Annotated in this window: 16 protein-coding genes; 3 read left to right on the top strand and 13 right to left on the bottom strand. The window is 72.2% G+C overall.

From position 1 onward, the window contains the following. Positions 1-15 precede the first annotated feature (15 nt). Positions 16-933: a LysR family transcriptional regulator gene (locus tag SACE_RS16810; protein ID WP_009942268.1), complete on the bottom strand. Its 918-nt coding sequence runs from the start codon at positions 931-933 to the stop codon at positions 16-18. A 152-nt stretch (positions 934-1,085) separates the two neighbouring features. Here SACE_RS16810 and SACE_RS16805 point away from each other — a divergent pair, with 152 nt between their 5' ends. Next, complete coding sequence (locus SACE_RS16805) at positions 1,086-1,781, top strand: type 1 glutamine amidotransferase domain-containing protein (RefSeq protein WP_009942269.1); 696 nt, start codon at positions 1,086-1,088, stop codon at positions 1,779-1,781. Positions 1,782-1,822: 41 nt separating this feature from the next. Here the strand turns inward: SACE_RS16805 and SACE_RS16800 are convergent, their stop codons facing one another. From SACE_RS16800 to SACE_RS16765, 8 genes are all read right to left on the bottom strand, one after another. Beyond that, the gene (locus SACE_RS16800) at positions 1,823-2,815 is read right to left on the bottom strand and encodes a 3-oxoacyl-ACP synthase III family protein (RefSeq protein WP_011874044.1); all 993 of its coding nucleotides are present in this window, start codon (positions 2,813-2,815) and stop codon (positions 1,823-1,825) included. Positions 2,816-2,867: 52 nt separating this feature from the next. After that, positions 2,868-4,589 (bottom strand): thiamine pyrophosphate-binding protein, encoded by a 1,722-nt coding sequence (locus SACE_RS16795; RefSeq protein ID WP_009942272.1) that lies wholly within the window; start codon positions 4,587-4,589, stop codon positions 2,868-2,870. 41 nt (positions 4,590-4,630) lie between these two features. Continuing rightward, the gene (locus tag SACE_RS16790; RefSeq protein ID WP_009942273.1) at positions 4,631-5,944 is read right to left on the bottom strand and encodes an activator-dependent family glycosyltransferase; all 1,314 of its coding nucleotides are present in this window, start codon (positions 5,942-5,944) and stop codon (positions 4,631-4,633) included. A gap of 286 nt (positions 5,945-6,230) precedes the next feature. Continuing rightward, on the bottom strand, positions 6,231-7,016 hold the full coding sequence (locus tag SACE_RS16785; RefSeq protein ID WP_009942275.1) for a hypothetical protein: 786 nt from the start codon (positions 7,014-7,016) through the stop codon (positions 6,231-6,233). Positions 7,017-7,084: 68 nt separating this feature from the next. Further along, the gene (locus SACE_RS16780; RefSeq protein WP_009942277.1) at positions 7,085-7,864 is read right to left on the bottom strand and encodes a DeoR/GlpR family DNA-binding transcription regulator; all 780 of its coding nucleotides are present in this window, start codon (positions 7,862-7,864) and stop codon (positions 7,085-7,087) included. Between the two features lie 9 nt (positions 7,865-7,873). Beyond that, positions 7,874-9,184 carry an MFS transporter gene (locus SACE_RS16775; protein WP_009942278.1) on the bottom strand — a complete coding sequence of 437 codons (1,311 nt, stop codon included), beginning with the start codon at positions 9,182-9,184 and terminating at the stop codon, positions 7,874-7,876. Between the two features lie 234 nt (positions 9,185-9,418). After that, positions 9,419-10,456: a 4-hydroxythreonine-4-phosphate dehydrogenase PdxA gene (gene pdxA / locus SACE_RS16770; RefSeq protein WP_009942279.1), complete on the bottom strand. Its 1,038-nt coding sequence runs from the start codon at positions 10,454-10,456 to the stop codon at positions 9,419-9,421. Then, on the bottom strand, positions 10,453-11,706 hold the full coding sequence (locus SACE_RS16765; protein ID WP_011874041.1) for a four-carbon acid sugar kinase family protein: 1,254 nt from the start codon (positions 11,704-11,706) through the stop codon (positions 10,453-10,455). Before SACE_RS16765 ends, pdxA begins: the two co-directional genes overlap by 4 nt. 374 nt (positions 11,707-12,080) lie before the next feature. Between SACE_RS16765 and SACE_RS16760 the strand changes: the two genes are divergently transcribed. Further along, on the top strand, positions 12,081-13,010 hold the full coding sequence (locus tag SACE_RS16760; protein ID WP_009942281.1) for an oxygenase MpaB family protein: 930 nt from the start codon (positions 12,081-12,083) through the stop codon (positions 13,008-13,010). 46 nt (positions 13,011-13,056) lie between these two features. On the opposite strand, the gene SACE_RS16755 is transcribed toward SACE_RS16760, so the two are convergent. Together SACE_RS16755 and SACE_RS16750 are read right to left on the bottom strand one after the other, a co-directional pair. Further along, on the bottom strand, positions 13,057-13,692 hold the full coding sequence (locus SACE_RS16755; protein WP_009942282.1) for a LysE family translocator: 636 nt from the start codon (positions 13,690-13,692) through the stop codon (positions 13,057-13,059). Positions 13,693-13,888: 196 nt separating this feature from the next. Further along, a complete protein-coding gene (locus tag SACE_RS16750) occupies positions 13,889-14,773 on the bottom strand; it encodes an oxygenase MpaB family protein (protein WP_009942284.1) in 885 nt (294 codons plus the stop codon). A 171-nt stretch (positions 14,774-14,944) separates the two neighbouring features. Here SACE_RS16750 and SACE_RS16745 point away from each other — a divergent pair, with 171 nt between their 5' ends. After that, positions 14,945-16,330, top strand: a complete 1,386-nt coding sequence (locus SACE_RS16745) for a dihydrolipoyl dehydrogenase family protein (RefSeq protein WP_011874040.1) — start codon at positions 14,945-14,947, stop codon at positions 16,328-16,330. 101 nt (positions 16,331-16,431) lie between these two features. On the opposite strand, the gene SACE_RS16740 is transcribed toward SACE_RS16745, so the two are convergent. Continuing rightward, a complete protein-coding gene (locus tag SACE_RS16740; protein WP_009942286.1) occupies positions 16,432-17,664 on the bottom strand; it encodes a sensor domain-containing diguanylate cyclase in 1,233 nt (410 codons plus the stop codon). A gap of 71 nt (positions 17,665-17,735) precedes the next feature. Beyond that, positions 17,736-19,019, bottom strand: a complete 1,284-nt coding sequence (locus SACE_RS16735) for an alpha/beta fold hydrolase (protein WP_009942287.1) — start codon at positions 19,017-19,019, stop codon at positions 17,736-17,738. Between the last annotated feature and the right edge of the window lie 483 nt (positions 19,020-19,502).

Genomic DNA, 19,502 nt, shown 5'->3' with positions numbered 1-19,502 from the left:
CCGCCACCGCCGCGCTCACCAGTTCCGCGCTTCGCGCACGAGCAGGTCGCGGACCAGGGTGACGTGCGGGTGCTCGGTCGCCCCGGTGCGCTGCACGAGGAACGCCGTGTTGATCGGCGGGTCGTCGGGTTCGAGCAACGGCACCAGCGCACCGGAGCGGATCGCGGCGGCGCACAGGTAGCGCGGCAGCACGGTGATGCCCGCCCCGGCTTCGACCGCCGCCTGCACCCCGCGCAGGTCCGGCATCACGATGGCGGCCTGGCCCGTCAGCCGCATCCCGAGGACGTGCCGCCAGTAGCGGCGGGCGATCGGCAGGTCCTCCGCGTAGGTGACCAGCGGCGCCTCGCGCAGCGGCGCGGGGTCGCCTGCTTCGATCGCGCCGACGCGCGCCGCCCAGGACGGAGCCGCCACGAGCACGAACTCCTCGTCCATCAGCGCGACGGCGGACACGCTGCGGCCGCGTGGCCGGATGGCGGAGACGACCAGGTCGGACTGCCCGGCGCGCAGCCCCTCTAGCAGGTCGTCGGCGAGCCCGGTGGTCACGCGCAGGCGCACGCCCTGCCGCACGAGCGGTGCGAGGGCGGGCATGACGCGGGCGCACAGCAGTTCCGCCGGGCCGGCCAGGTGCACCGGCTCGGCGGGCGCTTCGGCTCCGGGGCGGCCGCGCTCGGCCACCGCCGCCAGCTCGTCCAGCGGCGCGGCGATCTCGGCGGCCAGCTCGGTGGCCACTGACGTGCTGGCCACGCCGCGCGGCAGGCGTTCGAACAACCGCCGTCCCATCCGCTGCTCCAGGGCGCGGACCTGGCTGGTCACGGTCGGCTGCGAGAGCCCGAGCAGCCTGGCCGCCGCAGTGAACGACCCGGCGCGGTGCACGGCGAGGAAGGTCCGGAGCAGTCCGAGATCCAGCGGCCCGCCGGTGACCGGTTCCCCCAACCGATCAGGATTCCTATGGGACATAGTGACAACTCTATTGGCAGGGTGATGGGGAGCGCGCCTAGCGTCGGAGTCGGCGCCACCCGGCGGCCCGCACGGCCCGCCGACCGGCGATGTCAGCACAGCCGAGACCCGAGGGAAACTTCCGCGAAATGGCCAAGATCCTGTTCGTGATGACCGGTGCCGACCACTGGACGCTGGCCGACGGCACCAAGCACCCGACCGGCTTCTGGGCCGAGGAGGCCGTGGCGCCCTACGAGGCGTTCAAGGCTGCGGGCCACGAGATCGTGGTCGCGACACCGGGCGGCGTGGTGCCGCCCGTGGACGAGACCAGCCTGGCGCCCGAGGCCAACGGCGGTCAGGAGGGCGCCGACCGGATCGCGAGCGCGCTCGCCGGCATGACCGAGCTCAAGCAGCCGATCAGGCTCAGCGACGTCGACCTGTCCGACTACGCGGCGGTGTTCTACCCCGGCGGTCACGGGCCGATGGAGGACCTCGCGGTCGACGCCGACTCCGGTGCGCTGCTGACCAGCGCCCTCGACTCGGGCAAGCCGCTCGGCGTGGTGTGCCACGCGCCGGCCGCGCTGCTCGCAGCCAGGAACGCCGACGGCGCCTCCCCGTTCTCCGGATACCGGTTGACCGGATTCACCAACGCCGAGGAGGAGCAGGCCGGGCTCGCCGACAAGGCCGCGTGGCTGCTCCAGGACCGGCTGGTGGAGATCGGCGCGGACTTCCAGGAAGGCGAACCCTGGGCCGCGCACGTTGTGGCCGACCGCAACCTGTTCACCGGCCAGAACCCCGCCTCCTCGGCTCCCCTGGCGGCCGAGATCAACAAGCGGCTGGGCTGACCTACCGGCGGGCGTCCGGTCGGCCGGGCGCCCGCCTCTGGTCACCTGCCCCAGCGAACGGCGGCCGCGGCGGCGAAGTCACCGGTGTGCGCGAACCCGGCGAGCACCACCAGCGATCCGCTCCGGACGGTCCCGTCGCGCAGCGCTCGGTCCAGCGTGACGGGGATGCCCGCGCCGAACAGGTTGCCGCAGTCGTCGAAGGTGTCCGGGTGCCGCCGCGGGTCGAGCCCCAGCGCGTCGCGCCACGCGCGCAGGAACGCCCTGTTGGGCTGGTTGGTCACCAGCGTGTCGATGTCGGCGGCCGGCACTCCTGTCTCCGCGCACAGCTTCATGACGATCTCGGGCACCAGGCGCTTGCCGTTGGTCACCGCCTCCCTGACGCCCGCCTCGGTGAAGTTGACCCGGAGCTGCCCGGTTCCCGGCTCCCAGTACTTGCGGCCGTCGTCGGACTCCAGGCGCATGTGCCCGGCGAGCTCGGCCGCGTGGTGGGTCTCGACGTGCAGGACCGGGGACTCGGCCGACGCCGTCAGCAGCGCGACACCCGCCCCGTCACCCGGGATCGCCGCCTGGGGCAGGTCGCGGACCGCGGACTGCGCGAAGATCTGGCCGCTGAGGTTGGCCACGTTGCAGACCAGCGCGGAGCTCGCCGCCCCGGAGCCGATGAACTGGCGTGCCAGCTTGAGCATGTAGGCGAACGAGGCGCAGCCGGTGTTGTGCAGGTCGATGACCCATTCGGGGTCGGCGCCCAGCCGGTGCGCCAGCTCGCCGCCGCACCCGTGGATCGGGCTGTCCAGCAACGCGGTCTGGGTGATGAGCACGTCGACGTCGCGGACGGCGGCCCGCCCGTGCCGGGCGACCAGCCCCGCGCAGGCGCGTTCGAGCATGTCGGTCGCGGTCTCGTCCGCGGCCACCCGGTGCCGGAACAGGGGCGGCTCGAACATGGCGCCCAGGTGCGCACCCGACTCGACGTGGCCAGTGGGAACGCGTAGTGCAGGCAGGTAGCTGGAGACGTCGAGCAGGCTAACCGGTCTCATGCGCCCACCCCCCGCCAGCCTGCTACCGCACGGGCGGAGGTGAGCTGCGAGTTCACCGCTGGCACGGGATCATCCCCTCCCTCAGGAAAGCGGCGACCGGCGGCATCTCGTCGGCGTCGCAGTCGACGGAGATGAACGCGGGCCCGGGCGCGGACCCGGTGGCCACGAGAGCGTCGGCCAGCTCCAGCGCGGTCGTGGCGTTGCGCGCCTCCAGGCTCGGGAACATCGCGTTGACCCCGGCCGCGATGCTGGTGCCCGCGAACCGGTTGTAGCTGTACCCGCCGCCGTAGTGGAGCTGTTCGCGCGTCACGCACATGGCGTGGGCGTTGTTGTTCAGCACGATGAAGGTGATCGGCAGCCCGTGCTCGACCGCGGTGTGCACTTCCAGGCCGTGCATGTAGAACGCGCCGTCCCCGGCGATCACGAAGGTCCGCGCCACCTCGGCGGAGTCGGCGAAGCTCGCGCCGATCGCGGCGCCGAAGGTGTAGCCCATGCCGCCCATGCCCATCGCCACGACGAACCGCCCGCCCCGGGGCACCGCCAGGTGGTGGATCGCGGCCGCACCGCAGTTGCCCGCATCGACGAAGAGCCGCGCACCCCGCGGCAGCGCCGCCTCGATGACCGCCATCGCCTCCACGTAGCCGATGCCGCCGCCCGCGGGCCGGGCTCCCGGGTAGCGCTCGACACCCGGCGGCTGCTGCGATCGCGGCGCGGGCCGGCCCCTCAACCGGTGGGTCAGCGAACGCAGCGTCGGCGCGAGGTCGCCCGGCAGCACGATCGACCCGATGTGCGGGCGCTCCCTGGACACCGCCACCACCGGTCTCTCGGCGAGCAGGTGCTCGATGCCGTCCCGCGCGACCACGGGCAGGCGGGTGCCGACCAGCAGGCACGCCGAGGACGCGCGCAGCGCGCGGGTGACGGTCGGATGCCCCATGACGCCGGAGACACCGACGAAGCGCGGGTCACCGTTGTCGAAGGCGTCCTTGCCGTCCGGCGCCACCGCGACTCGCGCGTCGAGCGCGTCGACCAGCCGTGCCAGGTCATCGCGGGCGCCGCGGCGCGCCACGTCGTCACCGGCGATCACGAGCACGCCACCGGTGCGGCGGGCTTCCTCCAGCACGCCGACCGCATGCGGCAGCTCGCGGTTGTGCGGCGCGACTTCCGCTCGAGGACGTGGTAGTCCGGCGCAGCCGGTGACCCGGGCCTGCTGCACGTCCTTGGGCAGCAGGAGCACGGCCGGTCCGCCGGGCGGGGCCAGCGCGGCCTCGATCGCCTCCGCCAGCCGGTGCTGGAGGTCGTCGGGGGCGTCGAGACGCGCGCAGTACCGCGCCACCGCCCCGAAAACCGCTTCGGCGTCGAGGCAACCGGGCGCGCCGCTGGTGTCCTGGAACGCCCCGCGGCCCTCGATCCCGGTGGGCGGCTGCCCGATCAGCGCCAGCACCGGCACGCGCGACGCGAACGACTCGCCCAGCGCGGGAACCAGGTTCAGCGCGCCGCCACCCGAGGTCGCCGCGACCACGCCGAGACCGCCGGTGACGCGCGCGTGCCCGTCGGCCATGGCGGCCGCAGAGAACTCGTGCTTGGCCAGCACGCCGGTCACCGCCGGGCTGGTGTGCAGCGCGTCGTAGAGGTCCTCGATGTTGGCGCCGCCGACGCCGAAGACGTGGCTCACCCCGGCCGCGGCCAAGCCGCGCACGAGGACGTCCACCGACCGGGGGGCGCCGTGCGCGGCCCTGCCGCGGGTGCCGGATCGCACCGCGAATGACCTGTCCACGCCACCTCCCCCGTGGTGTGCCGCCGGGCTGCCGCCCGCGATCAGACCGGAGCCGTCCGCGTCGCCGCCGAAGTCCTGCCGCCGGCCGCCGCCAGGTCCTCCAGCGCCGGGACGATGTCGTGCGGGCTGGGCGTGGCCTCGACCTCCTCCGCCAGCCGAGCGGCGTTCGCGGCGAAGGAGGGCTCGTCGAGGAGCCGGCCGATCCGCTCGCACAACACCCGCGGGCTGAGGTCCTCCGGCAGGCAGGTGAGTCCCGCGCCCTGCTCGGACAGTGCCGCCGCGAGCTGGCGTTCGTCCCAGATCGCGGTGGGCACCACCAGTTGCGGCACCGCGTGCACCAGCGCGGTGTTCATCGTGCCCGCGCCGCCGTGGTGCACGACCGCGGAGCAGGTCGGCAGCAGCGCGTCGAGCGGCACGAAGTCGACCAGCCGGACGTTGGCCGGCACCGGGACCGGACCGAGCTGGTCGGCGGTCAGCGTCGCGACGACCTCGGCGTCGAGGGTGGAGACGGCTTCCAGGAGATCGGCCACCGGGAGGTCGTACCCGGCCATGCCGGGCACGTGCGAACCGTCACGCACCTGCGACCGGCCCGACATCCCCAGGGTGAGGCAGACCCGCGTGCGGGCCGGCGGCTCGCGCAGCCAGTCCGGGACGGACGAGGGCCCGTGGTAGGGCACCGGCCGCATCGGCAGCCGGAGCAGGTCGAGGTCCGGGCACACCCAGGACGGCAGTGGGTCGATGGTCAGCTGCCCGACCACGGCTTCCTCGTCGAAGTCGCATCCGAACCGCGCGAGCTTGCCCCCGAGCCAGTCGGCGACCGGGTCACCGGCCGGCTCCCCGTCCCGCGACCCGAGGAACAGGGCGCGCAGCCGGGCGAGGTTGTCGACGCCGCTGAGCAGCCTCGCGTGCGCGGTGCCGGTCGCCTTCGCGACCACGGACCCGGCGTAGGTGAGCGCGTCCCACACCACCAGGTCCGGCCGCCACCACCGGGTGAAAGCGGCGAGGTCGTGCAGGAGGGCGTCCGGCATCAGCGCGTCGAGGGCGAGCGGGCCGTGGATGTAGGTGGTGAACAGCCCGTGCAGGTACCGGGGAGTGAGCACCTCCGGTCGCTGCTCGGCGATGTCGAAGCCGGAGGCGTAGACGGTGTCCTCGAAGGCCACCTCGGCGTGCCGGGCCGCGAAGTCGAGCTCCGCACCGACCGGGACCGCCGTGAGACCCGCCTGCTGGATCGCGCGGGCCGTTTCCGGCTGCCCGGCCACGCCGACCTCGTGCCCGGCCGCGCGCAGCGCCCACGCCAGCGGCGCCAGGAGGTGCAGGTGCGAGGGGATCGGGAACGTCGTGAACAGCACGCGCACGGTGTCTCACCTCGCCCGGTGCGCCGGCGGCCGGGGCTCCGCCGTCGTTCTGCCGCGGAAAAACGTGATCACAGGCGGTTTTCCGTTCGTCTCCGACGCCGAACCCATGGCTGGTTCACCCGAACAGGCCGAGATTAGCAGCGCCGAGTCTCCCGCGTTCGGCGGAAACCTCGAAGGTGTGACGACGTTGAGCGCCATGAAGACCGGCGACGACGTTGCCGCATTGCGTTCCAGGGCACGGGAGAACGATCAACTGTCGACTTCGGACTTCCGGGTCGCGCGGTCGTCAGCCGACGTGCACCAGCGGACGCCGGCGCGGATCGGGCTCGGCGCGGCGCAGCACCTCGCGGGTCAGCGGGGCGACGTCCCCGCCACCGGATACGAGGTAGCTGACCAGGAACTTGAAGGGGTTGCCCTCGGTCCACCGGAAGTACACGTGCGGCATCACGCCCTGCTCGTCACGGATGTCCAGGAGCACGGCGGCGACGGCGTTGGCGATCGAAGGACTTCCCACCCGCAGCACCCGGTACCCGGCCACCCGGTGTCCGCGCACCTCGAGCGCCGACTCGAACTCCGACGCGTCGGTGACGGTGATCTCCAGGAACAGCAACGGTTCCGCGTCGTCGAGGTGGTGGTTGTCGCGTTCCTCCCGGTCTTTCTCCCGGTACTCCCGCTCGTCGCAGGCGTCGGGCTCGTTGGCGACGATGCGGACCACCCCGTCGCGGACCGTCTCGTCGACGAGGCGCCTGGCGGTGTCGTCCAGCCGGACCTCGGTGGCCCGCAGCTCCAGCGAGCGGCCAACCCTGGATGCCAGCGAGGTGGCGATGATCGCGCCGATGAAGAAGGACGCGATCTTGACCCCGTCCGGGCGTTCGATGACGTTGGCGATCGTGGTGTAGGCGAAGACCGCGGTGATCACACCGAAGGCGATGACCGACCCGCGCCGGCCGCGCTTGCGAGCGGCGAGGGTCACCGCCAGCGCCGACGCGAACATCAGCACCAGCACGCCGGTGGCGTATGCCCCGCCCTGTGCGTCGACGTCGGCGTCGAAGATGTTTTCGCGTTGTGCCACGCGATCCCGCCGATCAGGGACCTGGACAGGCTGCACCGCTTCCGTTCTGAACTCCGCGCGGGCGCCGGTCAGGAGGTGCTGACGACCAGCAGCGAACGCAACGGATCGGCGCCCAGAGCCTCGATCGCGTCAGGACGGCCGTCGTCGACCACCAGCGTGTGGTGGCGATCCAGCGGGGTCCAGTACGCGAACGGCGCGTGGTCCAGCTTGGAGTTGTCCATCAGCACGTAGGAGTTGCGGCCCGCGTGCAGCATCTGGTGCTTGAGCTGCGCCTGCTCCAGCGTCGGCGAGCAGATCCCGCGCTGCGCGGTCAGGCCGTCCGCGCCGAGGAACACGTGGTCCGGGGCGATGTGGCGCAGCTGCTGCTCGGCCGACCGGCCCAGGATCGCCTCGTTGGGGTAGCGCAGCCTGCCGCCGAGGACCACGAGCTCGATGTCGGGATTCTCGGCCAGGGCGAGCACGACCGTCAGCCCGTTGGTCACCACGGTCAGCCCGGAGCGGTCGGCGAGGTGCCGGGCGACGCGGCTGGTGGTGGTGCCCGCGTCCAGCAGCACCACCTCGCCGTCGGCGACCAGCTCGGCGGCCGCCCGCGCCACCGCGTCCTTCTCGTCGGCGTTGCTGGCGTCCTTCTCCCGCAGCGTGCGTTCCACGCTGTGCGCGCTGTCCAGCGCCCCGCCGTAGGTGCGCACCACGTGGCCCTCGCGGGCCAGTTCGGAGAGATCCCTGCGGATCGTCGACGACGAGACTCCGAACTGGTCCGCGAGCTGCTGGATGCTGCCCTCGCCGCTGCGGACGGCGTCGAGCAGCAGCGTCCGCCGCTGGGTGGTCGTAGGCCGGGGCACGGTCACGATGCCACCTTACGGGCGAGCCGACTCGAGGTCGGCGGCCACCGTCTCCGGCTCCGGCTCCGGCAGCGCGGCAGGCCGCACGCCCACCAGCGTCACCACGACCGCGGCGGCCAGGAACCCGGCGAGCACGACGAAACCGGTGGCACTGCTGCCCGTGGCGTCGGTCAGCCAGCCGACCAGGTACGGGCCGAGGAACCCGCCGAGGTTGCCCAGCGCGTTGATGAGCCCGAGCGCCACGGCCACGACCTCGAAGCGCAGCACCGTGCTCGGCATCGCCCAGAACGGCCCGTACGGGGCGTAGACACCGGCTGCGACCACGCACAGCAGCAACATCTGCTGCCACGCCGGACCTTGCAGCCACTGGCCGAGCAGCATCGCCGCGGTCGCGACCACCAGCGGCACCGCCACTGCCAGCCTGCGGTTGCCGGTGCGGTCCGACCACAGTGCGACGCCGGTCATGCTCAGCAGCGCCACGACGTAGGGGATCGCGGTCAGCCACCCCACCAGCGCCGCGCCGCCGTCGCCGGTCATCGTCTTGACGACCGAGGGCAGCCACAGCGAGAAACCGTAGAAACCGGTCATCCAGAAGAAGTAGACGACGATCAGCAGCAGCACCGTCGGGTTGCGCAGGGCCTCGCCGTAGCTCTGCTGCCGCCCCTTCGGCTTGGCCGCCTCCTCCTGGGCGAGCATCGACTCGACGTGGTCGCGCTCGGCCGCCGAGATCCACCTCGCCTGCGCGGGCCGGTCGGCGACGGCGAACCACCACACCACGGCCCAGATCAGCGGCGGCAGCCCCTGCACGACGAAGACCCACCGCCACGACATGTGTTCGAGCATCCACCCCGACAGCGGTGACATCAGGATCGCCGAGACCGGCAGGCACGCCATCCACAGCGCGTTGGCCCTGGCCCGCTCGCGCTGCGGGAACCACGACGCCAGCAGGATCAGCACCGCGGGCCAGACACCGCCCTCGAACACGCCCAGGACGAAGCGCGCGATGTGCAGCTCCAGCTCGCTGCGCACGAGACCGCAGGCCATCGCCGCCAGCGACCACGTGATCATCAGCCACAGCACGGTCTTGCGGCTGCTCCAGCGCGCGGCCAGGATCGCCGCCGGGATCTGCAGCAGCATGTAGCCGACGAAGAAGATGCCGCTGGCCAAGCCCTTCGCGCTCGCCGACAACGGCAGGTCCTGGCCGACGTAGGGCAGGATCAGCGAGACGTTGGTGCGGTCGATGTAGGCCAGCATGTACATCACCGCGGCGACCGGGATGACGAAGACCCATCGCCTGCTGGGCGCGGCAACGCCGTTGTTGCTCATGTGGAACTCCTGACAGGCTGTCTTTGATCTGTGAAGCGGGCAGCCGCTTGGCCCACCCCCGCAGCCGGCACCGCCGCGGGTTCTCAGGTGTTCTCCGGCGAGGACAGCTTTTTCGCGGCGTATGGGCGATACGCGAGAAAACGATCCCGGAGCCCGAGAGCGCCTGAGGTTCCGCCGCCCGCGCCGCCGTGCAAGGCGAGTCCGAAGACAGGCACGGAGGGGGTGGTGACCGGTTCAGCGGGCCTTCGGCGGGTAGACCTCGCGCAGGCGGCCCGCGAACGGCGCCAGCTCGACGGCCGCGCGGAACGCCGAGCGCATGGTGCCGGGGTCGGCCTGGCCGGTGCCCGCGATGTCGAAGGCGGTGCCGTGGTCGACCGAGGTGCGCAGGATCGGCAGGCCGACGGTCACCGACACCGTCCCGTCGAAGTCGACCGTCTTCGAGGCGATGTGGCCCTGGTCGTGGTAGAGCGAGAGCACGCCGTCGTAGCGGCCCTGCAGACCCTGGTGGAAGACCGAGTCGGCCGGGATCGGCCCGAAGACGTTGAGCCCGGCAGCCCGCGCTTCCTCGACGGCGGGGGCGATGGCGGTGATCTCCTCGTCACCGAACTTGCCGTTCTCACCGCCGTGCGGGTTCAGCGCGGCCACCGCGAGCCGGGGCTCGCGGGTGCCGAAGACCTCGAGGGCGGTGTAGGCCTCGCGGATCGAGTGCGCGATGTTGTCCTTGGTGATCGACTCCACCGCCCGGCGCAGCGACATGTGCCGGGTGGCGAAGAAGATCTTCAGCCCCTGCACCCAGAACATCGTGTTGAACCGGTCGGAGCCGGTGAGCTCACCGAGCATCTCGGTGTGCCCCAGGTGTTCCGAGCCCGCGGCCCAGATCGCCTCCTTGTTGATCGGCGAGGTGACGATCGCGTCGACGTCCTCCTCCAGCGCGGCCCGGGTCGCGGTCTCGATGGCCGCCACCGCCGACCGGCCCGCGGTGCCGTCGACCTGGCCCCACGGCAGGTCGGCGGGCGAGATCCCCAGGTCGAGGATGTCGATCGCGCCCGGTTCGAAGCGGGCCTGCGACACCTCCGACACGGTGTTGACCTCGACGTCCAGGCCGCAGACCTCGACGGCGCGGCGCAGGGCCGTGGCGTCGCCTACCGCCAGCGGGCGGGCGGTCTCGGTGGCCTCGGGTTCTGCCAGCACGCGGGCGGTGATCTCCGGGCCGATGCCGACCGGGTCGCCGAGGGTGACGGCCAGGATCGGCCGGGCGGTTCCGTTGCTCACTGCGGGATTCCTCTCTGTTGTCCGGCGATGGTGGTGATCAGGTGTTCCAGGCAGGCGACCGCGGCGGTCCGGTCGCCGATCAGGCCGCCCTTGGTGGCGAAGGGCAGCCCGTCGTGCGGACCGCCGACGAGCCTGCCTGCGACCGCCAGCGGCAGCACCTCGGTGTCGATGGCGAACCCGGAGCTGCCCAGCGCCTCGGTGGTGGCCTCGGCGATGTCGCCTCCGGTGGCGTAGAGACCGCCGAAGACCCCGTCGTCCAGCAGCATCGCGGTGGCCTCGGCCAGGACTCCGGGGATGCGGGCGGCCAGCGCGGGATCGGCAGGGGCGCCTTGGGCGGGAGGGACCGTCCGGATGCCGACGATGCGGATGCCGGTGCGCGCGAGCTCCCGGGCCCGCTCGGCGATGGCCGTCGGGTCCAGGGCGTCCAGCGTCACGTCGACGAAGCGGGCGCCGAGCACCTGCTCGGTCTCCAGGACCTGGTCGTGGGTGGTGGCGGTGATGCTGCCGACGACCGCCAGCACCGGCCGCAGCGCCCGCACCCCGGGGCCGATGCCCAGCGCGGTGGCCAGCCGGACGGCGAAGGGACCGCTGTCGACCGACAGCCAGCGCGGCCCGCCCGCGTCCTGCACCCGCGCCGCCGCGTCGGCGATCGTGCTCAGGTGCGCGTTGGTCGTCGCGTCGCAGACCACGAGCTCGGCGTCGGTGGCGCTCAGCGCCTCGGCGACCGACTCGGCACCGGCCTGCACGACGTCGAGCGGGACTTCGGTGATCGAACGCCGCGTGCCCTCGCGCAGCAACGTCGCCACCCGTGACGAGCCGACCGGGTTGAGCGGGTCGCGGGCGGCGAAGGTCTCGGCCAGCGGCACGCCGTCCACCAGGTGCAGGCCTCCCACCGTGGTGCGTCCCGCGTCGGGGAAGGCCGGGACCACCAGCGCGCGCGTGCCCGGCTCCAGCACCTCGAACAGCGCGTCGACCTCGGCGCCGACGTTGCCCCGCAAGGTGGTGTCGACCCGCTTGACGACCAGATCCGCGAACGGCGCCGCCAGCGCCGCGTCCCGCACGCGCTCGCGGGCGACGCCGGCCGCCGCGTGCCGGGTGCCCAGGTTGAGCACGACCACGTCGGCCTCCATGGCGCAGGGCACCCGCTCGACCCCGCTCACCGAGATCGTCCGGAGGCCGGCGCGCGCGAACCTGGCCCCGGTCGCGTTGCTGCCGGTGAGGTCGTCGCCGATGACGAGCACCTGAGGCACCGTCGCCTCCCTCTTTTGCGCGAACCGCGCGACTGCCGCGCGGCTTCGTGACTAGAGACTGAACTATGTGCACGGTTCAGTCAATAGAGTTGCTCAACTTGCGCAACTTTGCTGGATGCGCGGCGCCGCTCGCTCCACCAGGGTTGGGGTTCGTGCACGTCACCGCGACCGGCCGGAGGGATTGGGCCGCTGCCGGACGAAGTGGTTGGCCAGCGCCGGATTCCGCGACGCCCAGCAGGACCGCACGAGCCGCGCGGCGCTCAGGAAGGCCGTATCGCCGCACGTCGTGATCGGCTACCCCGTGCAGTCGATTGACCACCAGGTGGGCCGATCTTACGGTGACGAAAGCCGTCCTCAGTCCGAACGGAGCCCCGATGCCGAGCGTGGACGATCCGCGACCGCTCGGCCCGGATTCGCTTACGTGGAAGTACTTCGGCGACTGGCGGGGGCTGTTGCTGTCGCTGTGGGCCGGCTCGATGCAGAACATGCACCCACAGCTCGGCGCGGGCGTCGAGGAGCACTCGCGGTTCTTCGACGAGCGCTGGCAGCGGCTCTTCCGCTCGCTGTACCCGATCGGAGGCGTGGTCTACGACGGTCCGCGCGCGGCTGAAACCGCACGTCAGGTGCGGGGGTACCACGACGCGATCAAGGGCGTCGACCGGCACGGGCGGCATTACCACGCGCTGAACCCGGAAACCTACTTCTGGGCCCACTCGACGTTCATGATGCTGTCGGTGCTGCTCAGCGAGTACTCCGGGGAGCCGTTCGACGAGCGGCAGAAGGAGCAGGTCTACGCCGAGGGGGTGCAGTGGTACCGGCTGTACGGGATGAGCATGCGACCGGTGCCGCCGGACTGGGGCAGCTTCCAGCGCTACTGGGACCACATGTGCGCCGAGGCCCTGGAGGTCAACAAGGCGACCCGCGACGTCCTCGACATCTCCGGCATCGGCAAACCGCCGCTGCTGCGCAGGCTGCCCGACCCGTTGTGGCGGCTGGCGAGAATCCCCATTGCACGTGGGTTCGTGTGGCTCACCGTGGGCCTGTACCCGCCGGTCGTGCGCGAGAAGCTCGGCTACACCTGGTCTTCCCGCGACGAGCGGACGCTGCGCGTGCTCGGCCGGCTGCTGGCGCTGGCATGGCGACTGGTGCCCTTCGAACTGCGGTACCACCCCAGGGCCCGCGCGGGTTGGCGCCGGGAGCGCGGCCTCGCCCGGCCTGAGGCGCCGCTGGTCGAAACACCCGCGCGCAACCTGCCTCCGGCCGAGCACCGCGGCGACCCCAAGCACTACTCCCCCTCGGTCTGAGCCGAGCGCGGGCACCGCATCGCCTGCTCGCCGCGGTGCGAACTCCCTAGGACTCGACCGCGACCCGGAGGCCGAGGGCGACCATGACGCCGCCGGTCACCCGCTCCAGGACCTGCATGACGCGCTTGCGCGTCAGCACCGCACGCATCGCGCCGACCAGCCACGACGTGACCCGCCACCACACCAGCGCGACGACGAGGAACACCAGGGTGAGCACCGCGGAGGTGACGATCCTCGACTCCCCCGGCGAGATGAACTGCGGCAGCAGCGTCAGGAAGAGCAGGATGATCTTCGGGTTGAGCAGGTTGCTCACCAACCCCTGCCGGAACGCTGTCCGGCGGTCGATGGCCGTCTTCGGCGCCGCGGGCAGGTCCAGCGCGACCGGTTCGTGCCGGTTCCGCCAGCTCTTCCACAGCGTGCTGCCCCCGAGCCACACCAGGTAGGCCGCGCCCGCGAGCTTGAGCACCATGTAGGCCTGCGCCGAGGCGGCGAACAGCGCCGAGAGCCCGACGACCGACGCCACCGCATGCACCAGCAGGCCGCTGCAGCAGCCCAGGCCCGTCCACCACATCGCCGAGGTCCCGCCGCGCAGGCTGTTGCGCAGCCCGAGAGCGAGGTCGGGGCCGGGCACGATGGTGAGGACGATGACGAACAGCAGGAACGGGACCAGTTGTGAAGGCACGGCCCCACACTAACGTCCAGCCCCGACAACGTTGCCCCGCGAAGCGATCGGGATTCGCCGCGAAGGATCGGAGTTGCCCAAGAAGCGATCGGGAATCCCCCGCTGCGACTTGGAATCCCCGTGAGCGATCGGGAATCCCCGCGAGCAAATCGCGGTCGCCCGTGAGCATTGACGGTTGCGCCGCGAGCCGTGGCGCTCAGAACGCCCGCGCGTAACCGGAGGCCCGGATCGCCTTCCACGCCACCGGGTAGTAGCGCACCCTGCCCGGCAGCAGCGGGAAGACGTACCGCGTGAACATCGTGACCAGCCGCAGCCACCTGCGGTGCTCCGGCGTGACAGCCAGGTCCAGGCGGCCAAGGACGCTGTCCGGGAGCGTGGCCAGCGCGCCGGCGGTGAGCACCTTGCCCACAGCGGGCCGCGCCAGCCGCCACAGCGGCATCGGCACGTACCTCGACGGGCGCGGGATGTTCTCGCCGCGGAAGGTCTCCAGCAGACCGTCCACCGTCGGGTTCGGCTCCAGCCGGGTCGCCACCTTCTGGTCGAAGTACTCCCGGAAAGCCTCGACGTCAGCGGGCATGTGGTGTTCCTTGATGCCGAGGACGCGCCCCACCTCGCGCCACTCCGCGTAGAGGTCGCGCTGCTGGCGGTCGGTCAGCGGGCGCCCCAGGACCCGCGCCGAGGTGACCAGGCCCTCGTACAGCGTCATGTGCACCCAGGTGTAGGCCTCCGGGTTGAGCGCGTGGTAGCGCCGCCCGCGGTGGTCAACGCCCTTGAACGCCTTGTGCACCTCGCGCAGCCGCGCCCCTTCGGCCAGCGCTTCCCGGCCGCCGTAGACCTGGGTGTTCAGAGAGTCCAGGGTCGCCCACAGCCGTTCCCACGGCCGACGCTGGTAGTCGGAGTGGTCGTGCACGCCTCCCCCGATCACCGGATGCGCGACCTGCAGGAGCAGCGCGTGCCCGCCCATCAGCGCGCCGCGCAGGTCCCCGGTGCACTTCCAGGCCACCGAACGCGGCCCGAGCGGGACCGGTGCGGCGTCCGCGCCCGGTGTCGTGGTCGCCGATTTCCGCGCTTCAACAGCCATGATCAGCTCCCTTGATAGAAGTATGTTGATTTTCTATCACCGGGCTCGGGAGCACAATGATCCGTTCGAGTCGGCATCCGTGCACTCCGGGCGCCGCACGGCGCTTCCACGTGCGCTCGGCGCCCGGGGGTGCTGGGCTGGGTGGGCCAACGTTGGGGAATGGAGGTCCACATGGACGCCGAAGAGGTCGACGTCGTGGTCATCGGGCTAGGGCCCGGAGGTGAGGACGCCGCCGCGCGCCTGGCCGCGGGGGGCCTGTCCGTGGTCGGGGTCGAGTCGCGGCTGGTCGGCGGCGAGTGTCCCTACTTCGCCTGCGTGCCGACCAAGATGATGGTGCGCGCGTCGGACGCGCTCGCCGAAGGGCGGCGGGTCGCCGAGCTGGCCGGCTCCGCGCAGGTCAGTCCCGACTGGACCCCGGTGGCCGACCGGATCCGCGACGAGGCCACCACCGGCTGGGACGACACGGCGGCGGTCCAGCGGCTGGAGAAGAGCGGCGCCCGGTTCGTCCGAGGGTTCGGGCGGATCAGCGCGCCGGGCGAGGTGTCGGTGTCGACCGGCAACGGCGACCGGGTCTTCCGGACCCGGCGCGCCATCTTGCTGAATCCGGGCACCGAACCGGTGGTGCCGCCCGTCGACGGCCTGCGGGACTCGCCGTACTGGACCAACCGCGACGCCGTGCGCGCCCGCGAGGCTCCCGAGTCACTGCTGGTGCTCGGCGGCGGCCCGGTCGGTGTAGAGCTCGCGCAGGTCTTCTCCCGGTTCGGCACGCGGGTCGCGATGGTGGAGCACGAGCAACGGCTGCTCGGCCCGTTCGAGCCGGAGGCGTCGGAACTGCTGGAGTCGGTGTTCGAGGCCGAGGGCATCGACGTCCGGACCGGCGAACGCGCCGAGTCGGTCGCCCACGACGACGACTCGTTCACCGTCCGGCTGGGCTCCGGTGCCGAACTCACCGCGCAGCGGCTGCTGGTCGCCACCGGCCGCCGCACCGACCTCGCGGCGCTGGGCGTGGCGGCGGTCGGGCTGGACGACCGGGGCAGGACCATCGACGTCGACGTCCGGATGCGCGCGGCCGACGGGGTGTGGGCAATCGGCGACGTCACCGGACGCGGGGCTTTCACCCACACCTCGGTGTACCAGGCGCGCATCGCGGCCAATGACATCCTCGGCCAGGGCCACGAGAACGCCGACTACCGGGCGGTACCCGCGGTGACCTTCACCGATCCGGAAGTCGCCATGACGGGGCTGACCGAGGCGGCAGCCCACGATCGCGGGCTGCCGGTGGTCACCGCGACCACCGGCATCCCGGCCTCGACGCGCGGCTGGATCCACAAGGCGGGCAACCAGGGGCTGATCAAGCTCGTCGCCGACCCCCGGCGCGGGGTCCTGGTCGGCGCCACTGTGGTCGCGCCGGGCGGTGGCGAGATCCTCGGCGCGCTCGCGGTCGCCGTGCACGGCGAGGTGCCTGTCGAGCGGCTGCGGCACATGATCTACGCGTACCCGACCTTCCACCGCGCCATCGAAGCCACGCTGGCCGAGCTCCCCGCGTCCGGGATCTGAGCGGCGCCCATGAGGTGCCGTGATCCTGCCGGCCTACGGGGTCCGCGGCCGCGGGGCCGTCCCGTCGGAGGACGCGCTCGCTGCGGCCGGGCGCTGAAGGGCTACCTCGGCTCGTCCCCGGAGCGACGGTGCGCCTGCTTGCGGCTGTACATGTCCCGGTCGGCCTCGTGCAGCAGCGTCTCCGGCGGCGTGTGCGCGTTGTCGGTGGTGGCGAAGCCGACGCTGGCCCGCAGCCGGACCGACACGCCGGAGACCGTGATCCGGGTGTCCAGCCGCTCGGCGACCCGCCGGTGCAGCGCCACCGCCGAGGGCTGGTCCGGCAGCAGGCTGACCACCACGAACTCGTCGCCGCCCAGGCGGGCGACGGTGTCGCCGGAGCGCACGACCCCGAGCAGTTCCTGGGCCGCCACGGTGAGCATCTGGTCGCCCAGCGCGTGGCCGTAGCGGTCGTTGACCGGTTTGAGCTGGTCGAGGTCGGCGACGATGACCACCAGCACCCCGTTGCCCCCGGCGAGCTGCTGCAGGCCGTGGTCCAGCCGGTCGGCCAGCAGCGCCCGGTTCGCCAGCCCCGTCAGCGGGTCGTGCAGCGCCAGGTGCGCCAGGTGGGCGTCGACCAGCCGCTGCTCGCCCATGTCCTCGTACTGGCTGACCAGGTAGGCGGGCAGGCCGTCGGCGCCCGGGACCGCGGTCGCCCTGATCAGCATCCAGATCGGGTGGCCGTCGCGGTGGCGGTAGCGCTTCTCCACGCTCACGGTGTCCTTGCGGCCCTCGATGAGATCGGCGAGCGCGGTCACGCCCTGCTGTTCGTCCTCCGGGTAGGTGACGTCGTTGAAGGAGCGCGACAGCATCTCCTCCCTGGTGTAGCCGAGCATCCGGCACAGGGTGTCGTTGACCGCGGTCCAGCTGCCCTTGAGGTCCAGCAGGGCCATCCCGATCGGGGCGTTGTGGAAGCTGCGCTGCCACAACAGCTCTGCCTCCCGGCGGCCTGTGATGTCCTGGGCCTGCGAGAGGAAGTACTGCGGGCGGTCGGCGCTGTCGCGGACCACGGTCCGCGACAGCAGCACGAAGATCACGCCGCCGTCGGAGCGCACGTAGCGCTTCTCCAGCACCGCCTCACCGACCAGCGGTCCCTCGTCCACGTCGTCGGGGTGGGTCACGTCGCGGTAGTTCAGCCCGATCAGCTCGTCGTGGGTGTAGCCCAGCAACCGGCACATGGCTTCGTTGACGTACAGGTACTTGCCCTGCAAGTCCATGATCGCCATCGCCGCGACCGACTGGTCGAACACGCGCTGCCACGGCACACCGTTGGCGGAGTTCGGGCCCGAGGCTGACATGAGAACTGCACAATAGCCGCCATGCCTCCCGCTCGCAGGCGACGCGGCGGGTGATGATCACCTCATCGGGTTCAGGCCTCGCCCCGGTTCATGGCCAGCAGGCGATCCAGCACCGCACTGCCGGCCTTGAGCCCGTCGTGCTCGTACTCGTTGGTCACCCACACGCGGGCGCCGCGCACCCGCTCCGCCGACTCCAGCGCGTGGTCGCGGTCGACGAACATGTCGTCGTGGTAGACCGCCGCTGCGACCGGTACGTCGTTCGCCGCGAGCCGGTCGAGGTCGTAGAGAGCGGGCCAGTCGTCCTTGGCCGCCAGCAGTTCGGCGGCGTCCTTGAGCGGCACCAGCGCGGGGTCCTGCTCGAAGAACCACGGGTAGATCATCTCGCCGGTGAAGTTGACCCGCGAGGCGCCGGCCAGGTCGAACTCGGCGAACTCCGCCCGCACCCGGTGCGCCGACCACTCCGAAGCGGTGTGCTGGCAGTAGATCGCCTCGTGCAGCACCGCGTACAGGGGCCGCTCGGCGAAGGAGACCACGGCGTCGACACCGCGCAGGAAGGTGTCCGACAGCTCCGGGCCCGCGGGACCCGCGACGAACGCCTCCTCCAGCAGGTAGTGCAGGGCGTCGAAGCGGGCGGCCTGGCCGAACTGGATGCCCAGCGTCTGGAAGCGCTCGGGCGTCAGGCGGTCGCCGGCGGGCAACGGCACCTCGTTGGACGCCAGGTGTTCCACCACGCGCCGCGCGATGTCCGCGTCGGCCGGATACCGGTCGTAGTAGGCGTCGTTCTTCGCCAGCACGCGCGGGTACGCGGCGCGGTAGACGTCGTCGGCGTGCCCGGTCAGCGTCGGGATGCCGCCGGTGATGAGGACCTGCCGGAGCCCGTGCGGCGCGTGGGAGAGGTAGGTCAGCGCGCAGAAGCCGCCGAAGCTCTGCCCCAGCACGCTCCACGGCGCGCCGCCGGTGAGCTGCTCGCGCACCACCTCGGCGTCGCGCACGATCGAGTCGGCGCGGAACAGGCTCAGGTGCTCGGCCTGCTGTTTGGGCGCCATCCCCGCCAGGGTGATCCGGCCGGCGGGCGTGCTGCGCCCGGTCCCCCGCTGGTCCAGCAGCAGCACCCGGTAGTCCTGGAGCGCGCGGCCGAGCCATGCGCTGGTGCTCAGGGGGCGCTCGGCCTTGCCGCCCGGGCCGCCCTGCAGGAACAGCAGCCATGGCAACTCCTGGTCCTGCTTGCCCGGTGCCACCACCTCCCTCCCGAAGACCTCGATCTCCCCCGCGCCCGGGTCGCCGTGGTCGAGCGGCACGCGGAAGACGTGGTCGCGGGCGACCAGGCCGGGCCTGCGGTAGCTGGTGGCTTGCATCCGGACTCTCCTTGGTCGTCACGCGCGGGTGCGCCCGGCGGACCGGGCGCACCCGCGTTCGGCGGTCAGTAGCCGGGGGCGCCGATCTCGCGGCAGATCGCCACGAGCTCCGGATGAACGTAGCGCCCGTCGACCTCGATCACCTCGCCGTCGAGGCGGAATCGTCGGGCCGTGCACGCTGCCGTCGGTGTGCGCCGCGGCCACCCACGGCTCGCCGCCGATCCAGGCGCCCTTGGTACCGATGCCGATCTCGACGCAGCCGAACACGCGATCGTCCTCGACGATCCGGCCGGTCGGCCGGGTGACGCCGGGTCGAAGCCCAGCGACCAGTGCGCCAGCCGTAGCGGGCGAGGCCGAACCCGACCCCGATCGCCGCCACACCGGAGGTTCCGAGCCGCCAGGCGGGACTCACCACCGGCCCCGGTGACCGACACCGTGCCTGATCCCGTGACCGGCGTGCACTCCGCGGGCCAGATCCGCCAC

Source organism: Saccharopolyspora erythraea NRRL 2338 (assembly GCF_000062885.1).
In the GTDB taxonomy this organism is placed as follows: domain Bacteria; phylum Actinomycetota; class Actinomycetes; order Mycobacteriales; family Pseudonocardiaceae; genus Saccharopolyspora_D; species Saccharopolyspora_D erythraea.
Note: the sequence above shows the minus strand (reverse complement) of the source record. Positions and strands in the feature narration are given on the sequence as shown.